This window comes from Mitsuaria chitosanitabida ATCC BAA-476 = NBRC 102408 (assembly GCF_001598255.1).
GTDB classification, from domain to species: Bacteria; Pseudomonadota; Gammaproteobacteria; order Burkholderiales; family Burkholderiaceae_C; genus Roseateles; species Roseateles chitosanitabidus.
Map to the genome: position 1 here is coordinate 1 of NZ_BCYP01000017.1, position 19,265 is coordinate 19,265.

The 19,265-nt window shown below is 63.0% G+C and carries 32 protein-coding genes and 1 tRNA gene; 32 read left to right on the top strand and 1 reads right to left on the bottom strand.

What is annotated here, in order from left to right:
- Positions 1–149 precede the first annotated feature (149 nt).
- The 32 genes from rpsJ (at position 150) to MCHT01_RS10270 (ending at position 18,055) form a co-directional block, all read left to right on the top strand.
- Entirely contained in the window at positions 150–464 is a 315-nt protein-coding gene (gene rpsJ, locus MCHT01_RS10120) for a 30S ribosomal protein S10 (RefSeq protein ID WP_067065169.1), read from the top strand.
- A gap of 353 nt (positions 465–817) precedes the next feature.
- Complete coding sequence (gene rplC, locus MCHT01_RS10125) at positions 818–1,492, top strand: 50S ribosomal protein L3 (RefSeq protein WP_067065171.1); 675 nt, start codon at positions 818–820, stop codon at positions 1,490–1,492.
- Entirely contained in the window at positions 1,492–2,112 is a 621-nt protein-coding gene (gene rplD / locus MCHT01_RS10130) for a 50S ribosomal protein L4 (RefSeq protein ID WP_067065172.1), read from the top strand. The genes rplC and rplD overlap by 1 nt, the downstream gene beginning before the upstream one ends.
- Complete coding sequence (gene rplW / locus MCHT01_RS10135; RefSeq protein WP_067065174.1) at positions 2,109–2,423, top strand: 50S ribosomal protein L23; 315 nt, start codon at positions 2,109–2,111, stop codon at positions 2,421–2,423. Before rplD ends, rplW begins: the two co-directional genes overlap by 4 nt.
- Positions 2,423–3,247: a 50S ribosomal protein L2 gene (gene rplB, locus MCHT01_RS10140; RefSeq protein ID WP_067065175.1), complete on the top strand. Its 825-nt coding sequence runs from the start codon at positions 2,423–2,425 to the stop codon at positions 3,245–3,247. Before rplW ends, rplB begins: the two co-directional genes overlap by 1 nt.
- A gap of 13 nt (positions 3,248–3,260) precedes the next feature.
- The gene (rpsS, locus tag MCHT01_RS10145) at positions 3,261–3,539 is read left to right on the top strand and encodes a 30S ribosomal protein S19 (RefSeq protein WP_067065180.1); all 279 of its coding nucleotides are present in this window, start codon (positions 3,261–3,263) and stop codon (positions 3,537–3,539) included.
- A gap of 11 nt (positions 3,540–3,550) precedes the next feature.
- On the top strand, positions 3,551–3,880 hold the full coding sequence (gene rplV / locus MCHT01_RS10150) for a 50S ribosomal protein L22 (RefSeq protein WP_058937144.1): 330 nt from the start codon (positions 3,551–3,553) through the stop codon (positions 3,878–3,880).
- Between the two features lie 15 nt (positions 3,881–3,895).
- Complete coding sequence (gene rpsC, locus MCHT01_RS10155) at positions 3,896–4,705, top strand: 30S ribosomal protein S3 (RefSeq protein WP_067065181.1); 810 nt, start codon at positions 3,896–3,898, stop codon at positions 4,703–4,705.
- A gap of 12 nt (positions 4,706–4,717) precedes the next feature.
- Complete coding sequence (gene rplP / locus MCHT01_RS10160) at positions 4,718–5,134, top strand: 50S ribosomal protein L16 (RefSeq protein WP_067065182.1); 417 nt, start codon at positions 4,718–4,720, stop codon at positions 5,132–5,134.
- Positions 5,135–5,148: 14 nt separating this feature from the next.
- On the top strand, positions 5,149–5,346 hold the full coding sequence (gene rpmC / locus MCHT01_RS10165) for a 50S ribosomal protein L29 (protein WP_067065183.1): 198 nt from the start codon (positions 5,149–5,151) through the stop codon (positions 5,344–5,346).
- Positions 5,343–5,612 carry a 30S ribosomal protein S17 gene (gene rpsQ, locus MCHT01_RS10170; RefSeq protein WP_067065185.1) on the top strand — a complete coding sequence of 90 codons (270 nt, stop codon included), beginning with the start codon at positions 5,343–5,345 and terminating at the stop codon, positions 5,610–5,612. The genes rpmC and rpsQ overlap by 4 nt, the downstream gene beginning before the upstream one ends.
- A 164-nt stretch (positions 5,613–5,776) precedes the next feature.
- Entirely contained in the window at positions 5,777–6,286 is a 510-nt protein-coding gene (locus tag MCHT01_RS10175) for a peroxiredoxin (protein WP_067065186.1), read from the top strand.
- Positions 6,287–6,570: 284 nt separating this feature from the next.
- Positions 6,571–6,939 (top strand): 50S ribosomal protein L14, encoded by a 369-nt coding sequence (rplN, locus tag MCHT01_RS10180; protein WP_058933605.1) that lies wholly within the window; start codon positions 6,571–6,573, stop codon positions 6,937–6,939.
- Positions 6,940–6,964: 25 nt separating this feature from the next.
- Positions 6,965–7,282, top strand: coding sequence for a 50S ribosomal protein L24 (rplX, locus tag MCHT01_RS10185; protein ID WP_067065188.1), 318 nt, complete (start codon positions 6,965–6,967; stop codon positions 7,280–7,282).
- A 10-nt stretch (positions 7,283–7,292) separates the two neighbouring features.
- On the top strand, positions 7,293–7,832 hold the full coding sequence (gene rplE / locus MCHT01_RS10190) for a 50S ribosomal protein L5 (RefSeq protein WP_067065190.1): 540 nt from the start codon (positions 7,293–7,295) through the stop codon (positions 7,830–7,832).
- A gap of 8 nt (positions 7,833–7,840) precedes the next feature.
- Positions 7,841–8,146 (top strand): 30S ribosomal protein S14, encoded by a 306-nt coding sequence (rpsN, locus tag MCHT01_RS10195; RefSeq protein ID WP_067065192.1) that lies wholly within the window; start codon positions 7,841–7,843, stop codon positions 8,144–8,146.
- 23 nt (positions 8,147–8,169) lie between these two features.
- Positions 8,170–8,565, top strand: a complete 396-nt coding sequence (gene rpsH / locus MCHT01_RS10200; RefSeq protein ID WP_058933609.1) for a 30S ribosomal protein S8 — start codon at positions 8,170–8,172, stop codon at positions 8,563–8,565.
- 18 nt (positions 8,566–8,583) lie between these two features.
- Positions 8,584–9,117 (top strand): 50S ribosomal protein L6, encoded by a 534-nt coding sequence (gene rplF / locus MCHT01_RS10205; RefSeq protein WP_067065194.1) that lies wholly within the window; start codon positions 8,584–8,586, stop codon positions 9,115–9,117.
- An 11-nt stretch (positions 9,118–9,128) separates the two neighbouring features.
- A complete protein-coding gene (gene rplR / locus MCHT01_RS10210) occupies positions 9,129–9,488 on the top strand; it encodes a 50S ribosomal protein L18 (RefSeq protein ID WP_067065195.1) in 360 nt (119 codons plus the stop codon).
- Positions 9,489–9,506: 18 nt separating this feature from the next.
- Positions 9,507–10,025, top strand: coding sequence for a 30S ribosomal protein S5 (gene rpsE, locus MCHT01_RS10215; protein WP_067065197.1), 519 nt, complete (start codon positions 9,507–9,509; stop codon positions 10,023–10,025).
- A gap of 16 nt (positions 10,026–10,041) precedes the next feature.
- Positions 10,042–10,224, top strand: coding sequence for a 50S ribosomal protein L30 (rpmD, locus tag MCHT01_RS10220; protein WP_067065198.1), 183 nt, complete (start codon positions 10,042–10,044; stop codon positions 10,222–10,224).
- A gap of 26 nt (positions 10,225–10,250) precedes the next feature.
- On the top strand, positions 10,251–10,682 hold the full coding sequence (gene rplO, locus MCHT01_RS10225; RefSeq protein ID WP_067065200.1) for a 50S ribosomal protein L15: 432 nt from the start codon (positions 10,251–10,253) through the stop codon (positions 10,680–10,682).
- Between the two features lie 26 nt (positions 10,683–10,708).
- Positions 10,709–12,019, top strand: a complete 1,311-nt coding sequence (gene secY, locus MCHT01_RS10230; protein ID WP_067065202.1) for a preprotein translocase subunit SecY — start codon at positions 10,709–10,711, stop codon at positions 12,017–12,019.
- Between the two features lie 57 nt (positions 12,020–12,076).
- Positions 12,077–12,295, top strand: coding sequence for a translation initiation factor IF-1 (gene infA / locus MCHT01_RS10235; RefSeq protein WP_004521905.1), 219 nt, complete (start codon positions 12,077–12,079; stop codon positions 12,293–12,295).
- A gap of 59 nt (positions 12,296–12,354) precedes the next feature.
- The gene (gene rpmJ / locus MCHT01_RS25585; protein WP_058933616.1) at positions 12,355–12,468 is read left to right on the top strand and encodes a 50S ribosomal protein L36; all 114 of its coding nucleotides are present in this window, start codon (positions 12,355–12,357) and stop codon (positions 12,466–12,468) included.
- 33 nt (positions 12,469–12,501) lie between these two features.
- Complete coding sequence (gene rpsM / locus MCHT01_RS10240) at positions 12,502–12,867, top strand: 30S ribosomal protein S13 (protein WP_067065203.1); 366 nt, start codon at positions 12,502–12,504, stop codon at positions 12,865–12,867.
- Positions 12,868–12,893: 26 nt separating this feature from the next.
- Positions 12,894–13,298 (top strand): 30S ribosomal protein S11, encoded by a 405-nt coding sequence (gene rpsK, locus MCHT01_RS10245; RefSeq protein WP_056194196.1) that lies wholly within the window; start codon positions 12,894–12,896, stop codon positions 13,296–13,298.
- 261 nt (positions 13,299–13,559) lie between these two features.
- Complete coding sequence (rpsD, locus tag MCHT01_RS10250) at positions 13,560–14,183, top strand: 30S ribosomal protein S4 (protein WP_067065205.1); 624 nt, start codon at positions 13,560–13,562, stop codon at positions 14,181–14,183.
- Positions 14,184–14,325: 142 nt separating this feature from the next.
- A complete protein-coding gene (locus tag MCHT01_RS10255; protein ID WP_067065206.1) occupies positions 14,326–15,318 on the top strand; it encodes a DNA-directed RNA polymerase subunit alpha in 993 nt (330 codons plus the stop codon).
- A 91-nt stretch (positions 15,319–15,409) separates the two neighbouring features.
- Complete coding sequence (rplQ, locus tag MCHT01_RS10260) at positions 15,410–15,793, top strand: 50S ribosomal protein L17 (protein WP_067065208.1); 384 nt, start codon at positions 15,410–15,412, stop codon at positions 15,791–15,793.
- 209 nt (positions 15,794–16,002) lie between these two features.
- The gene (gene dsbD / locus MCHT01_RS10265; RefSeq protein ID WP_067065210.1) at positions 16,003–17,889 is read left to right on the top strand and encodes a protein-disulfide reductase DsbD; all 1,887 of its coding nucleotides are present in this window, start codon (positions 16,003–16,005) and stop codon (positions 17,887–17,889) included.
- An 89-nt stretch (positions 17,890–17,978) separates the two neighbouring features.
- Positions 17,979–18,055, top strand: a tRNA-Met gene (locus MCHT01_RS10270).
- Between the two features lie 122 nt (positions 18,056–18,177).
- On the opposite strand, the gene selD is transcribed toward MCHT01_RS10270, so the two are convergent.
- Positions 18,178–19,263, bottom strand: a complete 1,086-nt coding sequence (gene selD / locus MCHT01_RS10275; RefSeq protein ID WP_067065211.1) for a selenide, water dikinase SelD — start codon at positions 19,261–19,263, stop codon at positions 18,178–18,180.
- Between the last annotated feature and the right edge of the window lie 2 nt (positions 19,264–19,265).

Genomic DNA, 19,265 nt, shown 5'->3' on the forward strand with positions numbered 1-19,265 from the left:
ACCATCATCGAGTAAATCGTCTGCTGGTGCCCACCAGGTGCCGGTGAAGGTGCCGTCCCGCTTCGGCGGGCGGCGCGCTCGGACCCTGGTGGCGCCATCGCTGCCTCCGCAGTGCCTGGGGCATTGCGTCGCTCTTTGAAGGAAAAGTCATGTCTACCAAGCAAAAGATCCGCATCCGGCTGAAGGCCTTCGATTACAAGCTGATCGACCAATCGGCTCTGGAAATCGTGGACACCGCCAAGCGCACCGGCGCGATCGTCAAGGGCCCGGTGCCCCTGCCGACCCGCAAGGAACGTTTCGACATCCTGCGTTCGCCGCACGTCAACAAGACCTCGCGCGACCAGTTTGAAATCCGCACCCACCAGCGTCTGATGGACATCGTCGATCCGACCGACAAGACGGTCGACGCGCTGATGAAGCTGGACCTGCCGGCCGGCGTGGACGTCGAGATCAAGCTGCAGTAATGCAGTCGGCCGCACGCCATGGCGTGCGGCTCGGGTGCCGGGCTTCCGGTGCTCGTCATGAAAGGCGACCTTCGGGTCGCTTTTTTCATTCCGGCAGCCCTGTCGCGCCAGGCCTGCCGACACGCTGCGCTTGCGGTGTTCAGGGGCTTGGCGCTATACTCGCAAGCTTTTCCGCGCCGGGATTTCCTGGTGCGGCTTCGTCGCATGACGTCGACGATGGGTCAGGGGCCTTTACCTCCGACTCATTGACGTTGTTGTGCTTGTCAGCCCGGCCAATCGATGTCGGGTGTGTGAAATGACAACCAACCCAGCCGGCGGTGTCTCCGTCGTGGGGTGGAAGTCAGGAGAAAACCATGAGTCTTAGCAAACGCCGCCTCGGCTTGCTGGGCCGCAAGGTGGGCATGATGCGTGTGTTCACGGCCGACGGTGATACCGTGCCCGTGACCGTGCTGGACGTGTCCAACAACCGCGTGACCCAGATCAAGACCGACGAAATCGACGGCTACAGCGCCATTCAGGTGACCTACGGTGCGCGCAAGGCGTCCCGCGTCACCAAGCCGGAAGCGGGTCACCTCGCCAAGGCTGGTGTCGAAGCTGGCGAAATCATCCAAGAATTCCGCGTCGAGGCCGACGTTGCCGCCGAGTACAAGCCCGGCGCGCAAGTCCCCGTGACGCTGTTCGAAGCCGGTCAGCTGGTCGACGTGCAAGGCACCTCGATTGGTAAGGGCTTCGCAGGCACCATCAAGCGCCACAACTTCGGTTCGCAGCGCGCTTCGCACGGTAACAGCCGCTCGCACAACGTTCCTGGCTCCATCTCGATGGCACAGGATCCGGGCCGCGTGTTCCCGGGCAAGAAGATGTCCGGCCACCTCGGCGACGTCACCGTGACCGTCCAGAACCTGGACGTCGTCCGCATCGACGAAGCCCGCCAGCTGGTGCTGGTGCGCGGTGCCGTTCCTGGCGCGAAGGAAGGATTCGTCGTGATCCGTCCGGCCGTCAAGGTCAAGGTCAAGAAGGGAGCCAACTGATGCAACTCGAGCTCCTGAATGAGCAGGGTCAGGCAACGTCGAAGGTCGACGCTCCCGACACCCTTTTCGCTCGTGATTACAACGAAGCCCTGGTGCACCAGGTGGTCGTGGCCTATCAGGCCAACGCCCGTCAAGGCACTCGCGCCCAGCTGACCCGCGCTGAAGTCCGTCACTCGACGAAGAAGCCGTTCCGTCAAAAGGGCACCGGCAACGCGCGTGCTGGTATGACCTCCTCGCCGCTGTGGCGTGGGGGTGGTCGCATCTTCCCGAACAAGCCTGACGAGAACTTCTCGCACAAGCTGAACAAGAAGATGTACCGCGCCGGCATGGCCGCCATCCTGTCGCAGCTGGCTCGCGAAGGCCGCCTGGCTGTCGTGGACTCGATCTCGATCGAAGCCCCGAAGACCAAGCTGCTGGCCTCGAAGCTCAAGGCCATGGGTCTGGATCACGTCATGGTGATCTCCGACCAGGTCGACGACAACCTGCTGCTGGCATCGCGCAACCTGCCCAACGTGCTGGTCGTCGAGCCGCGCTACGTCGATCCGCTGTCGCTGGTCTTCTACAAGAAGGTGCTGGTGACCAAGGCTGCGATCGAGCAACTGAAGGAGATGCTGGCATGAGCGCGCCCAAGTTTGCTGAAGGCCGTCTGGCCAAGGTGCTGCTCGCTCCGATCGTGTCCGAGAAGGCCACGATGGCTGGCGAAAAGCACAACCAAGTCCTGTTCAAGGTCCTGCGCGACGCCACCAAGCCCGAAGTCAAGGCCGCTGTTGAACTGATGTTCAAGGTCGAGGTCGAGGCGGTGAACATCGTCAACGTCAAGGGCAAGACCAAGCGCTTCGGTGGCCGTCTGGGCCGTCGCGACCACGTCAAGAAGGCGTACGTGTCGCTGAAGGCTGGCCAGGAGCTCAACTTCTCCGGGGAGGCTGCGTAATGGCCGTCGTTAAAGTCAAGCCGACTTCGCCTGGCCGTCGTGGCGTGGTGAAGGTGGTGCACAAGCACCTCCACAAGGGCGCTCCCGAGGCTTCGCTGCTCGAGCCGCAGAAGCAAAAGTCTGGCCGTAACAACAACGGTCACATCACGATGCGCCACAAGGGCGGTGGTCACAAGCACCACTACCGCGTGGTGGACTTCCGTCGCAACAAGGACGGCATCCCGGCGAAGGTCGAGCGTATCGAGTACGACCCGAACCGTACGGCTCACATCGCTCTGGTGTGCTATGCCGACGGCGAGCGTCGCTACATCATCGCTCCGCGCAACCTGGAAGTGGGTTCCACGATCCTGAGCGGCGCTGAAGCCCCGATCAAGGTCGGCAACACCCTGCCCATCCGCAACATCCCCGTGGGTTCGACGATCCACTGCGTGGAAATGCTGCCGAGCAAGGGTGCCCAGATTGCTCGTTCCGCCGGTACCTCGGTGGTCCTGATGGCCCGTGACGGCATGTACGCCCAGCTGCGTCTGCGCTCCGGCGAAGTCCGCCGCGTGCACATCGACTGCCGCGCCACCATCGGTGAAGTGAGCAACGAAGAGCACAGCCTGCGTCAGTACGGCAAGGCCGGCGCCATCCGCTGGAAGGGCATCCGCCCGACCGTGCGTGGTACCGCCATGAACCCGGTCGACCACCCGCACGGTGGTGGTGAGGGTCGTACGGGTGAAGGTCAGGCCCCTGTGTCGCCGTGGAACACCCTGACGAAGGGCTACCGCACTCGCAACAACAAGCGCACGCAGACCTTCATCGTCTCGCGTCGCAAGAAGTAAGGGGTAGACCACCATGGCTCGTTCCCTCAAAAAGGGTCCCTTCGTGGACCATCACTTGCAGGCGAAGGTCGACAAGGCCGTTGCCAACAAGGACAAGAAGCCCATCAAGACCTGGTCGCGTCGCTCGACGATCCTGCCCGAGTTCATCGGTCTGACGATCGCCGTGCACAACGGCAAGCAGCACGTGCCGGTCTATGTGTCTGACCAGATGGTCGGTCACAAGCTGGGTGAATTCGCTCTGACCCGCACCTTCAAGGGCCACCCGGCCGACAAGAAGGCCGGCAAGAAGTAAGGATGACGACGATGGAAACCAAAGCAATCGTTCGTGGCGTCCGCCTGTCGTTCGATAAGGGCCGCCTGGTGGCGGACCTGATCCGCGGCAAGAAGGTGGATCAAGCGCTGAACATCCTGGAGTTCACCCAGAAGAAGGCCGCGCTGATCATCAAGAAGGCGCTGGAATCGGCGATCGCCAATGCTGAGCACAACGACGGTGCCGACATTGACGAGCTGAAGGTCACTTCGATCTACGTGGAGCAGGGCACCACGCTGAAGCGGTTCTCCGCGCGCGCCAAGGGCCGCGGCAACCGCATCAGCAAGCCGACCTGCCATATCTACGTGACCGTCGGCAACTGAGCCTGAAGGAAGACTATGGGACAGAAAATTCATCCGACTGGCTTCCGCCTGCCCGTCACCCGTAACTGGGCGTCGCGCTGGTACGCGAACAACCAGAACTTCGCCAGCATGCTGGCCGAAGATCTGCAAGTCCGCGACTTCCTGAAGGCCAAGCTGAAGAACGCCGCCGTTTCGCGCATCCTGATCGAGCGCCCGGCCAAGAACGCTCGCATCACGATCTTCTCGGCTCGTCCGGGCGTCGTGATCGGCAAGAAGGGCGAGGACATCGAGAACCTGAAGGCCGAGCTGGCCAAGCGTCTGGGCGTGCCCGTCGCTGTCAACATCGAAGAAGTGCGCAAGCCCGAGATCGATGCCCAGCTGATCGCCGACTCGATCACTCAGCAGCTCGAAAAGCGCATCATGTTCCGTCGTGCGATGAAGCGCGCGATGCAGAACGCGATGCGTCTGGGCGCCCAAGGCATCAAGATCATGTCCGCCGGCCGTCTGAACGGCATCGAAATCGCTCGTACCGAGTGGTATCGCGAAGGCCGTGTGCCCCTGCACACCCTGAAGGCTGACATCGATTACGGCTTCTCCGAAGCCAAGACCACCTACGGCGTGATCGGCGTCAAGGTGTGGGTGTATCGCGGCGACCGCCTGGCCAATGGCGAGGCTCCCGTGATCAACACCCCCCCGGGTGCCGAGGATGACCGTCGTCCGCGCCGTAACGCCCGTCCGGGCGCTCCGGGTGGCCGTGGTCGTGGCGACAAGCCTGCCGAAGGCGGCGACAAGCCTGCTGCGAAGCGTGTGGTGCGCAAGCCCGCCGCTGACGGCGGCCAGGCGTAAGGAGAACTCAACATGCTGCAACCCGCTCGTCGCAAATATCGCAAGGAGCAAAAGGGCCGCAACACTGGTGTTGCGACCCGCGGCGCGACCGTCGCTTTCGGTGACTTCGGCCTGAAGGCTACCGAGCGCGGCCGTATCACGGCTCGCCAGATCGAAGCGGCTCGCCGCGCGATCTCGCGTCACATCAAGCGCGGTGGCCGGATCTTCATCCGGATCTTCCCGGACAAGCCGATCTCGCAAAAGCCTGCCGAAGTCCGTATGGGTAACGGTAAGGGCAACCCGGAGTACTACGTGGCTGAGATCCAGCCCGGCAAGGTGCTCTACGAGGTCAATGGCGTGCCCGAGGCACTGGCGCGCGAAGCGTTCACGCTGGCCGCTGCCAAGCTGCCCCTGCGTTGCACCTTCGTGACTCGCCAGCTCGGCGCCTGATTGGAGAACATCCCATGAAAGCATCTGAACTGCGCGCGAAAGACGTGGCTGCCCTGGAAAAGGAAGTCACCGATCTGCTGAAGGCCCACTTTGGTCTGCGCATGCAAAAGGCCACGCAACAGTTGACCAACACTTCGGTGCTGGGCAACACGCGTCGCGACATCGCCCGCGCCAAGACCATCCTGGCCGAGAAGAAGGGAGCCGCGAAATGACGCAAGCTCAAGAGAAGAACACCCGCACCCTGGTCGGCAAGGTCGTCAGCGACAAGCGCGCCAAGACCGTGACCGTGCTGGTTGAGCGTCGTGCCAAGCACGAGCTGTACGGCAAGATCGTGGCTCGCTCGCGCAAGTACCACGCTCATGACGAGAACGGCGAATACAAGATGGGCGACATCGTCGAGATCGCCGAAGGCCGTCCGCTGTCGAAGACCAAGAGCTGGGTCGTGACCCGCTTGGTCGAGAAGGCTCAGCTGGTCTGATCTCGGAGGCGCTGCATCGGTGGCGCCGCCCTCGCGATCGGGATGGTGACGTCCCGATCCCAAATGGCTGGAACCCGGAATACCCGGTGTCCGGCCATTTTTCATTTCTGGCGGCAAACTTCGCCGCTTCCAATCCATCAATCAACAGCAAACAGGAGCGTCTCATGCTGAAAGTGGGTGATCGTCTGCCGGCGGGCCAACTGCAGGAATTCATCGAAGTCGAGGGCGAGGGTTGCTCGCTCGGGCCGAACAGTTTTGACATCGAGAAGGCGACCGCGGGCAAGACCGTCGCGATCTTCGCGTTGCCTGGTGCCTTCACGCCGACCTGCTCCGCTCAGCACGTGCCCGGCTATGTGGCAGGAGCGGACGACCTGAAGGCGGCTGGCGTCGACGAGATCTGGTGCGTGTCGGTCAACGATGCATTCGTGATGGGCGCCTGGGGCCGTGACCAGAAGACGGCCGGCAAGGTGCGGATGATGGCGGACGGCAGCGCGGCATTCACGCAGGCTGCGGGCCTGACGCTGGACCTGGTGGCGCGTGGCATGGGCCTTCGGTCTCAGCGCTACTCGATGCTCGTCAAGGACGGCGTGGTCAAGTCGCTGAACATCGAGGCGCCGGGCAAGTTCGAGGTCAGCGATGCCGGCACGATGCTGGCTCAGGCCAAGGCCCTGTGAGGCCGCGGCACCACTGGATCTCCGGTGGTGCCGGCATGCGACAGTTGACAAGCGGGTTGTGCTTCCAGCATAATCCGCAGCTTCGCCGAATGGTGGTTCCGTCGCTCGACGGGTTCTTTGACTAGCGCAACGAACAGCCGCCTTCGGTTCTCGGTTTCTTGCCCATGAAGGCCAGACGCGGGTCGCCGCAACGCGACGAGTGATTGGCTTACGGGCCCAAGACTGACCGCTCTGGATGGCTGCGATGGTCGCAGTTGCCTGCGCGGGAAAAGTTGGGGACAGACATGATCCAAATGCAATCGCGACTCGACGTCGCGGACAACACTGGCGCCAAGTCCGTCATGTGCATCAAGGTGCTTGGTGGTTCCAAGCGTCGGTATGCCCATATTGGCGACATCATCAAGGTCAGCATCAAGGAAGCTGCGCCGCGTGGCCGCGTCAAAAAGGGCGAGGTCTATAACGCGGTGGTCGTGCGCACGGCCAAGGGCGTGCGTCGTCAAGACGGCTCCCTGGTCAAGTTCGACGGCAATGCCGCCGTGCTGCTGAACGCCAAGCTGGAGCCCATCGGCACCCGCATCTTCGGCCCGGTCACGCGTGAACTGCGTACCGAGCGCTTCATGAAGATCGTGTCGCTGGCGCCTGAGGTGCTCTAAGCCCCGCTCAGACAAAGGTATTGCCATGAACAAGATTCGCAAAGGCGACGAGGTCATCGTTCTGACCGGCCGCGACAAGGGTAAGCGCGGCACCGTGACGCTGCGCGTTGACGTCGATCACGTCGTGATCGATGGCATCAACGTCGTCAAGAAGCACGTCAAGCCGAACCCGCTGAAGGGTACGACTGGCGGCATCGTCGACAAGTCCATGCCCATCCATCAATCCAACGTGGCGATCTTCAACGCCGCTTCCGGCAAGGCCGATCGCGTGGGCATCAAGCTCGGCGCCGACGGCAAGCGGGTGCGCGTGTTCAAGTCGACCGGCGAAGAGATCAAGGCCTAAGGGGTAAGACATGGCTCGTTTGCAAGAGTTCTATCGCGAGAAGGTCGTCCCCGGTCTGACCGAGAAGTTCGGCTACAAGTCCGTGATGGAAGTGCCGCGCATCACCAAGATCACGCTGAACATGGGCGTGAGCGAGGCGGTCGCCGACAAGAAGGTCATGGACCACGCCGTCAGCGACCTGACCAAGATCGCAGGCCAGAAGCCCGTGGTCACGAAGTCGAAGAAGGCGATCGCCGGCTTCAAGATCCGTGACGGCGTGCCTATCGGCTGCATGGTGACCCTGCGTGGCGCCACGATGTACGAATTCCTGGACCGCTTCGTGACCGTGGCTCTGCCGCGCGTGCGTGACTTCCGCGGTATCTCGGGTCGTTCGTTCGACGGTCGCGGCAACTACAACATCGGCGTCAAGGAACAGATCATCTTCCCCGAAATCGAGTACGACAAGGTGGATGCTCTGCGTGGTCTGAACATCAGCATCACGACGACGGCCAAGACGGACGACGAAGCCAAGGCTCTGCTGGCTGCGTTCAAGTTCCCGTTCAAGAACTGAGGTGACCCGTGGCAAAACTCTCGATTAAGCAACGTGAGCTGAAGCGCGCCCAACTGGTCGCCAAGTACGCCAAGAAGTACGCGGAACTGAAGGCCATCATCGACGACAGCAAGAAGTCGGACGAAGAGCGCTATCTGGCCCGCCTGGAGCTGCAGAAGCTGCCCCGGAACGCCAACCCGACCCGCCAGCGCAACCGCTGCGAACTGACCGGCCGCCCCCGCGGCACGTTCCGCAAGTTCGGCCTGGCTCGTAACAAGATTCGTGAGCTGGCCTTCAAGGGCGACATCCCCGGTGTCGTCAAGGCCAGCTGGTAATCGGCAGGTTTAGGAGATTTCGTATGAGCATGAGTGATCCTATCGCCGATATGCTGACCCGCATTCGCAACGCCCAAAGCGTTGAGAAGGCCAGCGTCGTGATGCCTTCCTCCAAGCTGAAGGTCGCGATCGCCAAGGTCCTGAAGGATGAAGGCTATATCGACGACTTCGCGGTGCGCGGTGACGCTGCCCGCCCGGAACTCGAGATCGCGCTGAAGTATTACGCCGGTCGTCCGGTGATCGAGCGCATCGAGCGCGTGAGCCGTCCCGGCCTGCGCATCTACAAGGGCCGCCACGACATTCCTCAGGTCATGAATGGCCTGGGTGTGGCGATCGTCACCACGCCCAAGGGTGTGATGACCGACCGCAAAGCGCGTCAAGCCGGTGTCGGCGGCGAAGTGCTTTGCTACGTCGCCTAAGCCAAGGAGAGACAGACAATGTCCCGCGTTGGAAAAATGCCGGTCGTCGTCCCGCAAGGCGTGGATGTCGCGATCGCAGCTGACAAGATCAGCGTCAAGGGCGCCCAAGGCACCCTGTTCGTGGCCGTGAACCCTCTGGTGACGGTCAAGTCGGAAGGCGGCAAGCTGACCTTCGTTCCGAACAGCGAATCGGCGGACGCCGATGCGATGAGCGGCACGATGCGCGCGCTGTTGAACAACATGGTCAACGGCGTGAGCAAGGGCTTCGAGAAGAAGCTGAACCTGGTTGGCGTGGGTTTCCGCGCCCAGGCTCAAGGCCAGAAGCTGAACCTGCAGATCGGGTTCTCGCACCCGGTCGTCAAGGACATGCCGGCTGGTATCAAGGTCGAGTGCCCGACCCAGACCGAAATCCTGATCAAGGGTGCGGATCGCCAGGTCGTCGGTCAGATCGCCGCTGAAGTGCGCGCGATCCGTCCGCCGGAGCCCTACAAGGGCAAGGGCATCCGTTACGCCGACGAGAAGGTCTCCCTCAAAGAGACCAAGAAGAAGTAAGGAGCCGCGCCATGCTGAACAAGAAGGAACAACGCCTGCGTCGTTCGCGTCAAACGCGTGCTCGCATCGCTCTCCAGCGCGTGGCCCGTCTGACGGTCTTCCGCTCGAACCTGCACATCTACGCTTCGGTCATTTCCGAAGACGGCCAACGTGTGGTGGCTTCGGCCTCCACCGTCGAGAAGGACGTGCGTACCCAGCTGTCGGGCAAGGGTGGCAACGTTGCCGCCGCCGCCCTGATCGGCAAGCGCATCGCCGAGAAGGCGAAGGCTGCTGGCGTCGAGAAGGTCGCTTTCGACCGTTCGGGCTTCGCCTACCACGGCCGTGTCAAGGCCCTGGCTGAAGCCGCTCGCGAAGCCGGCCTGCAGTTCTGACGCACAAAGGATTAGGAAATGGCAAAGTTTCAACCCCGCGCGCAGACCGAAGGCAACGACGACGGCCTGAAGGAAAAGATGATCGCGGTCAACCGCGTCACGAAGGTTGTGAAGGGCGGCCGTACGCTGTCTTTCGCTGCTCTGACCGTGGTCGGTGACGGCGATGGCCGCATCGGCATGGGCAAGGGCAAGGCCAAGGAAGTGCCCGTCGCCGTGCAAAAGGCGATGGAATCGGCCCGCCGCAACATGATCAAGGTCCAGCTGAAGAACGGCACCATCCAGCACAACGTGGTGGGTGAGCATGGCGCAGCGCACGTGATCATGGCTCCGGCTCCTGTCGGTACCGGCGTCATCGCCGGCGGCCCGATGCGTGCCGTCTTCGAAGTGATGGGCGTGACCGACATCGTGACCAAGAGCCACGGTTCGACCAACCCGTACAACATGGTTCGTGCCACGCTGGACGCGCTGAAGCGCTGCTCCACGCCGTCCCAAGTGGCGGCCAAGCGCGGCAAGACGGTTGAAGAGATCTTCAACTGATCGCCAGGAGCTAGACATGTCTGATAAGAAAACTCTGACCGTCAAGCTGGTCCGCAGCCCGATCGGCTGCCGCGCGGATCACCGCGCGACGGTGGTCGGCCTGGGTCTGCGCAAGCTGAACAGCACGAAGACCCTGGAAGACACGCCCGCGGTCCGCGGCATGATCAACAAGATCGCCTACCTGGTGCAGGTGCTGTAAGGCACGGCATCAACGAGGAACAGAAGATGCAACTCAATACCATCAAGCCCGCTGCTGGTGCCAAGCACGCCAAGCGTCGCGTGGGCCGTGGCATCGGCTCTGGTCTGGGCAAGACCGCTGGTCGTGGTCACAAGGGTCAGAAGTCGCGTGCCGGTGGCTACCACAAGGTCGGCTTCGAAGGCGGCCAGATGCCTCTGCAGCGTCGCCTGCCGAAGCGTGGCTTCAAGTCGCTGGCTCGTCCCTTCGTCGCCGAAGTGACGCTGTCCGAGCTGAATGCCCTGACCGGTGACGAGATCGATCTGCTGACGCTGAAGGCTGTCGGCCTGGTGTCCGAGCTCGCCAAGACCGTCAAGGTCATCAAGTCCGGCGAGATCGCCCGCAAGGTGTCGATCAAGGGTCTGGGCGTGACGGCCGGCGCGAAGGCTGCCATCGAGGCAGCCGGCGGCTCCGTCGCTTAATCAGCCAAGCACAGGACTAGGCGGCAGTGGCAAGCAACGCATCCCAGTTGGCCAAGAGCGGCAAGTTCGGCGACCTGCGTCGTCGACTGGTGTTCCTGGTACTCGCGCTGGTGGTCTACCGCATTGGGGCGCATATCCCCGTGCCCGGTATCGATCCGGCGCAGCTTCAGCAGCTGTTCAAGGGCCAGCAGGGCGGGATCCTGAGCCTGTTCAACATGTTCTCGGGCGGTGCGCTGTCGCGCTTCACCGTCTTCGCGCTGGGCATCATGCCCTACATCTCGGCCTCGATCGTCATGCAGCTCATGACCTACGTGGTGCCGTCGCTGGAAGCGCTGAAGAAGGAAGGTGAGGCAGGGCGCCGCAAGATCACCCAGTACACGCGCTACGGCACGTTGGGGCTGGCGATCTTCCAGAGCTTGAGCATTGCTTTCGCCCTCGAGAGCGCGCAGAACTTGGTGCTGAACCCGGGCTTCGGCTTCCGCGTGACGACGGTGACCAGCCTGGTGGCTGGCACGATGTTCCTGATGTGGCTGGGTGAGCAGATCACCGAGCGCGGTCTGGGCAACGGCATCTCGATCCTGATCTTCGGTGGTATCGCGGCAGGTCTGCCGGGCGCCATCGGTGGTCTGCTGGAGCTGGTGCGTACCGGTGCGATGTCCGTGATCTCGTGCCTGATCGTCATCGCGATCATCGGCGGCGTGACCTACCTGGTCGTGTTCGTCGAGCGCGGTCAGCGCAAGATCCTGGTGAACTATGCCAAGCGACAGGTCGGGAACAAGGTGTACGGTGGCCAGAGTTCGCATCTGCCGCTGAAGCTGAACATGTCGGGCGTGATCCCGCCGATCTTCGCGTCGTCGATCATCCTGCTGCCGACCACGCTGGTCAGCTGGTTCGCAACCGGCGATAGCATGCGGTGGCTGAAGGATGCGGCGGACATGCTTCGCCCGGGTCAGCCGATCTACGTGCTGCTGTACTCGGCCGCGATCGTGTTCTTCTGCTTCTTCTATACGGCCCTGGTCTTCAACAGCCGTGAGACCGCGGACAACCTGAAGAAGAGCGGCGCGTTCATCCCCGGGATTCGTCCTGGTGATCAAACGGCGCGGCACATCGACAAGATCCTGTCCCGGCTGACGCTGGCGGGCGCGGTGTACATCACCGGCGTGTGTCTGCTGCCTGAGTTCCTGACGCTGAAGTACAACGTCCCGTTCTACTTCGGTGGCACGTCACTGTTGATCATCGTGGTCGTCACCATGGACTTCTGGGCTCAGGTCCAGTCCTATGTGATGAGCCAACAGTACGAGTCCCTGCTGAAGAAGGCGAGCTTCAAGCCCAACTGAAGCACCAGGCTGGCTGGTAATAACATATCGGACCCAATCCAGCAAAAACTCGAAGGTATGGCGAAAGACGACGTCATCCAGATGCAGGGTGAGGTTATCGAGAACCTCCCGAATGCAACCTTCAGAGTCAAGCTGGAGAACGGTCATGTCGTTCTCGGACACATCTCGGGAAAGATGCGGATGCACTACATCCGCATCCTTCCTGGTGACAAAGTGACCGTCGAACTGACGCCGTACGATTTGAGTCGTGCTCGCATCGTGTTCCGGGCGAAGTGAGCTTCTAGCAACCCCCGGATCAACGCTGTTTGAGCAAAAGTTAGGTCAAGGAGCAGACCATGAAAGTTTCGGCATCCGTCAAGAAGATGTGCCGCAATTGCAAGATCATCCGTCGCAATGGCGTGGTGCGTGTGATCTGTACCGATCCGCGCCACAAGCAGCGTCAAGGCTGATTGGCAACACCGCAAGCGAATTAGAGGACGCAAATGGCACGTATCGCTGGTATCAACATTCCGCCGCACAAGCACACGGAGATCGGTCTGACCTCGATCTACGGCATTGGCCGTACGACCGCTCAGAAGATCTGCACGACTTGCGGCATCCCGTTTGACAAGAAGGTCAAGGACCTGAACGACTCCGATCTGGAAAAGATCCGTGAGGAAGTCGGTCGCATGACCATCGAAGGCGACCTGCGTCGCGAGATGTCCATCAACATCAAGCGTCTGATGGACCTGGGTTGCTATCGTGGCTTCCGCCATCGCCGTGGCCTGCCGGTTCGCGGTCAGCGTACCCGCACGAATGCCCGCACCCGCAAGGGTCCGCGCAAGTCGGCGGCTACCGGCAAGAAGTAATCGCGGCAACCTGAAGAAAGCTCACCATGGCAAAAGCACCCAATAACTCGGCTGCCCAGCGCGTTCGCAAGAAGGTTCGGAAGAACGTTGCCGACGGCATCGCCCACGTCCACGCCTCGTTCAACAACACCATCATCACGATCACCGATCGTCAAGGTGGCGCTCTGTCCTGGGCCTCTTCGGGCGGCCAAGGCTTCAAGGGCTCGCGCAAGTCGACCCCCTTCGCTGCCCAGGTGGCTGCCGAAGTGGCTGGCCGCGCTGCTCAAGAACAGGGCATCAAGAACCTGGACGTCAAGATCAAGGGCCCCGGCCCGGGTCGCGAGTCGTCGGTGCGTGCCCTGGCTGCTCTCGGCATCCGCATCAACTCGATCTCTGACGTGACGCCCGTGCCGCACAACGGCTGCCGTCCGCAGAAGCGCCGCCGCATCTAAGCGTCGGCGATCAGGGATTGCCGTTTAGTGCGATAATCTCCGATTCGTTTCGATCCAGCCGGCTGGCGCGTGAGTGCCAGCCGGCCGTTTTGCTGAAGCTCGCGGAAACGCGGGCTTCGCACGAGCCGGTGGAGACACCGGTTCCGCTGAAGTCGCTGACTTCTTGAAGCCCACCGTCCGAGCTTAGAAAAACACTGGCCGGACTCGCGCGATGCCTGGAATGTTTCCGGGCGCGCGTCAGATTGATGAAGGACACGCAAAGTGGCACGTTACCTCGGCCCGAAGGCCAAACTCTCCCGCCGTGAAGGCACCGACCTGTTCCTGAAGAGCGCCCGCCGCGCCATCAGCGACAAGGCCAAGTTCGACACCAAGCCGGGTCAGCACGGCCGCACTTCGGGTCAGCGCACGTCCGACTTCGGTCTGCAGCTGCGTGAAAAGCAGAAGGTCAAGCGCATGTACGGCGTGCTGGAGCGCCAGTTCCGCCGCTACTTCGCCGAAGCCGAGCGCCGCAAGGGCTCGACCGGCGTGAACCTGCTGGTCCTGCTGGAATCGCGTCTGGACAATGTCGTCTATCGCATGGGCTTCGGCTCGACCCGCGCGGAAGCCCGCCAGCTGGTCTCGCACAAGAGCATCACCGTGAACGGCCAAGTCGTGAACATCGCTTCCTACCTGGTGAAGGCCGGTGACGTGGTCGCCGTCCGCGAAAAGGCCAAGAAGCAGCTGCGCATCATCGACAGCCTGAAGCTGGCCGAGTCGATCGGTCTGCCGGCCTGGGTGGCCGTCGACGCGACGAAGCTGGAAGGCATCTTCAAGAAGACGCCGGATCGCGACGAGTTCGGCGCCGAGATCAACGAATCGCTGATCGTTGAGTTGTACTCGCGTTAATTCTTTCGTGCCTGCCGAGCGGCCCTCACTGGGCCGGCTCGGCATTTCCTCGTCCGGGTGTCGCCAGCTGTTCTGGGGTGCGCCGGGCTGGTCCCTCAGCCTTATCGGTGTAACGAACCGAGGGTATTGAAAGAAAGACCTCATGCAAACGAATCTGCTCAAACCCAAATCCATCACTGTGGAGCCCCTGGGCGGTCATCGCGCCAAGGTGATCCTGGAGCCGTTCGAACGCGGCTATGGCCACACGCTGGGCAACGCCCTGCGTCGCGTGCTGCTGTCCTCGATGGTGGGTTATGCGCCGACAGAAGTGACGATCGCGGGCGTGCTGCACGAGTACTCCGCCATCGACGGCGTGCAGGAAGACGTGGTTCACATCATGCTGAACCTGAAGGGTGTGGTCTTCCGCCTGCACAACCGTGAGGAAGTGACTCTGGTCCTGCGCAAGGAAGGTGAAGGCCCGGTCACGGCCGCCGACATCCAGACCCCGCACGACGTCGAGATCATCAATCCCGAGCACGTCATCGCCCACCTGTCGCAAGGCGGCAAGCTGGACATGCAGATCAAGGTCGAGAAGGGCCGCGGCTACGTCCCCGGCAACATGCGTCGCTATGGCGACGAGCCGACCAAGGCCATCGGCCGCATCGTGCTGGACGCCTCGTTCAGCCCGGTGAAGCGCGTCAGCTACGCCGTCGAGAACGCCCGCGTCGAGCAGCGTACCGACCTGGACAAGCTGGTCATGGAAATCGAGACCAACGGTGCGATCAGCCCGGAGGAAGCGATCCGTGCCTCGGCCAAGATCCTGGTCGAGCAGATGGCCGTCTTCGCGCAGCTGCAAGGCACCGACCTGGTCGACGTGTTCGATCAAGCGCCGGCCGCCCGTTCCAGCAGCTTCGATCCGATCCTGCTGCGTCCGGTCGACGAGCTCGAACTGACCGTGCGCTCGGCCAACTGCCTGAAGGCCGAGAACATCTATTACATCGGTGACCTGATCCAGCGCACCGAGACCGAGCTGCTGAAGACCCCGAACCTGGGTCGCAAGTCGCTCAACGAGATCAAGGAAGTCCTCGCCTCGCGTGGCCTGACCCTGGGCTCGCGTCTCGAGAACTGGCCGCCCCAAGGTCTCGACAAGCGTTGATTTTTTGAAATGGACGGGTCCTTCGACCTGTCCGGTGCCCCCGGCAGTACCTGATCCGGCTGCCGGCAATAACTGAAGGAAGGAAAGCACCATGCGCCACCGTAACGGCCTCCGCAAACTGAACCGCACCAGCGAACACCGCGCCGCGATGTTCCGCAACATGGCGGTCTCGCTGCTGCAACACGAAGCGATCAAGACCACGCTGCCCAAGGCGAAGGAACTGCGTCGCATCGTCGAGCCGCTGATCACCCTGGCCAAGGAACCGACCCTCGCGAACCGCCGCCTGGCTTTCAATCGCCTGCGCGACCGCGACATCGTGTCCAAGCTGTTCAACGAGCTGGGCCCCCGTTTTGCCACCCGTCCGGGCGGCTACACCCGCATCCTGAAGATGGGTTTCCGTGTCGGCGACAACGCTCCGATGGCGTACGTCGAACTGGTTGACCGTCCGGAAGCGGCCGAAGGCGACGCTGAATAATCTCAGCGACTCGCATCCGCGCATGAAGGCCAGCAGCAATGCTGGCCTTTTTTCTTTTGTATCCACGATATGCGCACAGCGGGCAGGGCATGGGGTGTGGCGAGCGTCATGGCCCTCGGCTTGGCGCTAAGCTTCGCGCCTTTCCGACCACAAGACGACGCGGGCCACGAACTCGCGCGTGTTCCGCGTTCATGACTCTTCCTGCCCTGATGCGACGCCTGCTGCCGGCCCTGATGCTGATGGCGGCTCTGGCCGCAAGCCTGCTGGCCGGCCCGGCGCGCGCCGACGACTTCCTCGATCCCGAACAGGCCTTCAAGGTCGATGTGCAGCTGACGGGAGATCGCGAGTTCCAAGTGAACTTCACGATCGCGCCGGGCTATTACATGTACCGCGACCAGTTCAAGCTCGAGCCCACCGGCGGGAAGCTGAGCGACATCGCCTGGCCGACGCCCAAGCGCAAGTTCGACGAGACCTTCCAGAAGGAAGTCGAGACCTACCGCGAGCACCTCAGCATCAAGGTGCCGGTCGAGGCCGTCGAGGCGGCCCCCCTGAAGCTGGTGCTGACGGGGCAGGGCTGCGCGGACAAGGGCCTGTGCTATCCGCCGATGAAGAGCGAGTTGACGCTGGGCCTGAAGGGCTTCGGTGGCGACGGCGCGGTGAAGATCGGTGCCGCACCGGATGCGCTGAGCGGATTCGGTGTATCGAGTGCCGTCGCGGCGCCTGTTCAATCGGCAGCCCCCGAGTCGGCCAAGGCGGCCGCGCCAGAGGCTGCCGGCGGCACCGGGTCGATGCTCGAGGACGTGCTTGCGAAGGGCAACCTTTGGACCATCGTGGCGCTGTACTTCGGCGCGGGCGTGCTGCTGTCGCTGACGCCTTGCGTGTTGCCGATGCTGCCCATCCTGTCCTCGATCATCTTGGGGCAAGGAAGCGCGCCATCGCGGGCGCGTGGTTTCAGCCTCGCCTTCAGCTACTCGCTGGGCATGTCCATCGTGTACACGGCGCTGGGTGTCGCGGCCGGTCTTGCTGGACGCGGGCTGGCTGCCGACCTGCAGGAGCCCTGGGTGCTGACATTCTTCGCGGTGGCGCTGGTCGCGTTCTCGCTGTCGATGTTCGGCGTCTACGAAATCCAGCTCCCCAGCCGCTTCACTGGCGGCGTGTCCGGTGTCACTCAGAAGCTCCCCGCGGGCAAGTTCTTCAGCGTGTTCGTCATGGGTGCGCTGTCCGCGTTCATCGTGAGCCCCTGCGTGGCCGCGCCGCTGGCCGGCGCGCTGGTCTACATCAGCAAGACCGGCGATGTCGTGCTGGGCGGTTCGGCGCTGTTCGCGCTGTCGTGGGGCATGAGTGTTCCGCTGCTGCTGCTCGGCGTATCGGCGGGCACCTTGCTGCCGCGCGCTGGCGCCTGGATGGAGCAGGTGAAGTACTTCTTCGGCCTGCTGCTGGTGGCTGTCGCGCTGTGGATCGTGCAGCCGGTGCTGCCGGCCGTGATTGCGCAGTTGTTGTGGGGGGCCATCCTGGTCGCCGTCGCAGCCTTCCTCGGGCTGTTCCAGCGCAACGACGCCAACACGCCAGGCGTGTGGCTGCGCAAGAGCGTCGGTCTGGCCGCGCTCGTCTTCGGCATGGCGCAGTTCATTGGCGTCGCCGCAGGCGGCACCGATACGCTCAAGCCGCTGGCCGGTGTGGTTGGCTCCGGCGGGGCGTCGAAGGGGGCTGCCGGCGCTGGCGTGGCGTCAAGCGGCGAGCTTCACTTCCGCAAGGTCAAGAGCGTCGCCGAGCTTGACGAGGTGTTGCGCAGCGCTGGTAAGCCGGTGATGCTGGACTTCTCTGCGGACTGGTGTCGTTCCTGCAAGGAGATGGAGGCATTCACCTTCTCCGATGCGCGTGTGCAGGCCAAGCTGGCCGGGGCGGTGCTGTTGCAGGCCGACGTGACGGCGAACAATGCCGACGACCGCGACCTGCTCAAGCGCTTTCACCTGTTCGGCCCGCCGGGAACGATCTTCTTTGATGCCAAGGGGCAGGAGCTGTCGACCGGCACGCGAGTGATCGGTTTCCAGAACGCTGAGCGATTCCTGCAGTCGCTGCAGGCCGCCGGAATCTGAGCGACGTCCCCATCGCGCTCGCCCAGAGACTTTAGAGTCGCGAAGATTGAGTCGATCCGATATTCCGTGCTACACTCTCTTTCTTCGATCGCGGGGTGGAGCAGTCTGGTAGCTCGTTGGGCTCATAACCCAAAGGTCGTCGGTTCAAATCCGGCCCCCGCAACCAATCGAACAAGGGCCTCTCTCACGAGAGGCCCTTTGTTTTTGGTGCTCCGACCCCAGTACTCGTCGTATCCCGCCTTGCATCCGCTGCGACGGCATCGTTGCCGTCCGCCGCAGCGCGTTCCCTCAAGCGACGAGCAATGCGCGGTCGCTCACCGGGACAACGCGTCCCACCACGCTCGCCGCATCGAAGCCGTGTCGCGCGAAGACGGTCATCACCTCATCCACGCTCTCGGGCGAGCAAGACACCAGCAGCCCACCGCTGGTCTGCGGATCGCTCAGCAGAGCTTGCGCCTGCGAAGGCAAGCCAGCGGCGAGCGACACCTCCGCCCCATACGCGGCCCAATTGCGGCCCGACGCGCCCGTGATGAAGCCATCGCCGGCCAGCGCGCTCACGCCCTCGAGCAAGGGCACCGCCGACCAGTCGATCTCCACCGTGCAACCTGACCCGCGCGCGATCTCGAGCGCATGTCCAGCGAGCCCGAAGCCGGTGACGTCCGTCAGCGCATGCACGCCCGCCAGCGCCGCGAGATCCGGCCCGGCGGTGTTGAGCTTGGTCGTGGTCGCGATCATGCGGAGATAGGCCGCATCGTCGAGCTTGTTCTTCTTGAGGGCCGCCGACATCACGCCCACCCCCAGCGCCTTGCCGAGCACCAGCACGTCTCCCGCCCTCGCATCCGCGTTGCGCTTCACCCGCTTCGGATGGACCAGGCCGAGCGCGACCAGTCCATAGATCGGCTCGACGGAGTCGATGGTGTGTCCGCCGGCGATCGGAATTCCGGCCTCGCGGCACACCGAGGCGCCGCCTTCGAGGATGCGGCCGATGGTCGCGGTGCTCAGCACCGAGATCGGCATCCCCACCAGCGCGAGCGCCATGATCGGCTTGCCGCCCATCGCATACACGTCGCTGATCGCGTTCGTCGCGGCGATGCGGCCGAAGTCGTGCGGGTCGTCGACGATCGGCATGAAGAAGTCGGTGGTGGCGATGAGCGCCTGCTCGTCGTTGAGCTGATAGACCGCGGCATCGTCCGCCGTCTCGATGCCGACCAGCAATTCCTTCGGAACGGGCAGGGCGCTGGTGCCCTTGAGGATCTCCGACAGCACCCCGGGCGCGATCTTGCAGCCGCAGCCGCCGCCATGGGACAGCGAGGTGAGGCGCGGTTCCGGTGCGCTCGTGGACGGGGTCGCGGATGGGGTGGGGGTCGAGCTCATGG

Bases quoted from the DNA above. Each gene is read 5' to 3' on its own strand.
- rpsJ (WP_067065169.1), top strand. From the start codon at position 150: ATGTCTACCAAGCAAAAGATCCGCATCCGGCTGAAGGCCTTCGATTAC.
- rplC (WP_067065171.1), top strand. From the start codon at position 818: ATGAGTCTTAGCAAACGCCGCCTCGGCTTGCTGGGCCGCAAGGTGGGC.
- rplD (WP_067065172.1), top strand. From the start codon at position 1,492: ATGCAACTCGAGCTCCTGAATGAGCAGGGTCAGGCAACGTCGAAGGTC.
- rplW (WP_067065174.1), top strand. From the start codon at position 2,109: ATGAGCGCGCCCAAGTTTGCTGAAGGCCGTCTGGCCAAGGTGCTGCTC.
- rplB (WP_067065175.1), top strand. From the start codon at position 2,423: ATGGCCGTCGTTAAAGTCAAGCCGACTTCGCCTGGCCGTCGTGGCGTG.
- rpsS (WP_067065180.1), top strand. From the start codon at position 3,261: ATGGCTCGTTCCCTCAAAAAGGGTCCCTTCGTGGACCATCACTTGCAG.
- rplV (WP_058937144.1), top strand. From the start codon at position 3,551: ATGGAAACCAAAGCAATCGTTCGTGGCGTCCGCCTGTCGTTCGATAAG.
- rpsC (WP_067065181.1), top strand. From the start codon at position 3,896: ATGGGACAGAAAATTCATCCGACTGGCTTCCGCCTGCCCGTCACCCGT.
- rplP (WP_067065182.1), top strand. From the start codon at position 4,718: ATGCTGCAACCCGCTCGTCGCAAATATCGCAAGGAGCAAAAGGGCCGC.
- rpmC (WP_067065183.1), top strand. From the start codon at position 5,149: ATGAAAGCATCTGAACTGCGCGCGAAAGACGTGGCTGCCCTGGAAAAG.
- rpsQ (WP_067065185.1), top strand. From the start codon at position 5,343: ATGACGCAAGCTCAAGAGAAGAACACCCGCACCCTGGTCGGCAAGGTC.
- MCHT01_RS10175 (WP_067065186.1), top strand. From the start codon at position 5,777: ATGCTGAAAGTGGGTGATCGTCTGCCGGCGGGCCAACTGCAGGAATTC.
- rplN (WP_058933605.1), top strand. From the start codon at position 6,571: ATGATCCAAATGCAATCGCGACTCGACGTCGCGGACAACACTGGCGCC.
- rplX (WP_067065188.1), top strand. From the start codon at position 6,965: ATGAACAAGATTCGCAAAGGCGACGAGGTCATCGTTCTGACCGGCCGC.
- rplE (WP_067065190.1), top strand. From the start codon at position 7,293: ATGGCTCGTTTGCAAGAGTTCTATCGCGAGAAGGTCGTCCCCGGTCTG.
- rpsH (WP_058933609.1), top strand. From the start codon at position 8,170: ATGAGCATGAGTGATCCTATCGCCGATATGCTGACCCGCATTCGCAAC.
- rplF (WP_067065194.1), top strand. From the start codon at position 8,584: ATGTCCCGCGTTGGAAAAATGCCGGTCGTCGTCCCGCAAGGCGTGGAT.
- rplR (WP_067065195.1), top strand. From the start codon at position 9,129: ATGCTGAACAAGAAGGAACAACGCCTGCGTCGTTCGCGTCAAACGCGT.
- rpsE (WP_067065197.1), top strand. From the start codon at position 9,507: ATGGCAAAGTTTCAACCCCGCGCGCAGACCGAAGGCAACGACGACGGC.
- rpmD (WP_067065198.1), top strand. From the start codon at position 10,042: ATGTCTGATAAGAAAACTCTGACCGTCAAGCTGGTCCGCAGCCCGATC.
- rplO (WP_067065200.1), top strand. From the start codon at position 10,251: ATGCAACTCAATACCATCAAGCCCGCTGCTGGTGCCAAGCACGCCAAG.
- infA (WP_004521905.1), top strand. From the start codon at position 12,077: ATGGCGAAAGACGACGTCATCCAGATGCAGGGTGAGGTTATCGAGAAC.
- rpmJ (WP_058933616.1), top strand. From the start codon at position 12,355: ATGAAAGTTTCGGCATCCGTCAAGAAGATGTGCCGCAATTGCAAGATC.
- rpsM (WP_067065203.1), top strand. From the start codon at position 12,502: ATGGCACGTATCGCTGGTATCAACATTCCGCCGCACAAGCACACGGAG.
- rpsK (WP_056194196.1), top strand. From the start codon at position 12,894: ATGGCAAAAGCACCCAATAACTCGGCTGCCCAGCGCGTTCGCAAGAAG.
- MCHT01_RS10255 (WP_067065206.1), top strand. From the start codon at position 14,326: ATGCAAACGAATCTGCTCAAACCCAAATCCATCACTGTGGAGCCCCTG.
- rplQ (WP_067065208.1), top strand. From the start codon at position 15,410: ATGCGCCACCGTAACGGCCTCCGCAAACTGAACCGCACCAGCGAACAC.
- dsbD (WP_067065210.1), top strand. From the start codon at position 16,003: ATGCGACGCCTGCTGCCGGCCCTGATGCTGATGGCGGCTCTGGCCGCA.
- selD (WP_067065211.1), bottom strand. From the start codon at position 19,263: ATGAGCTCGACCCCCACCCCATCCGCGACCCCGTCCACGAGCGCACCG.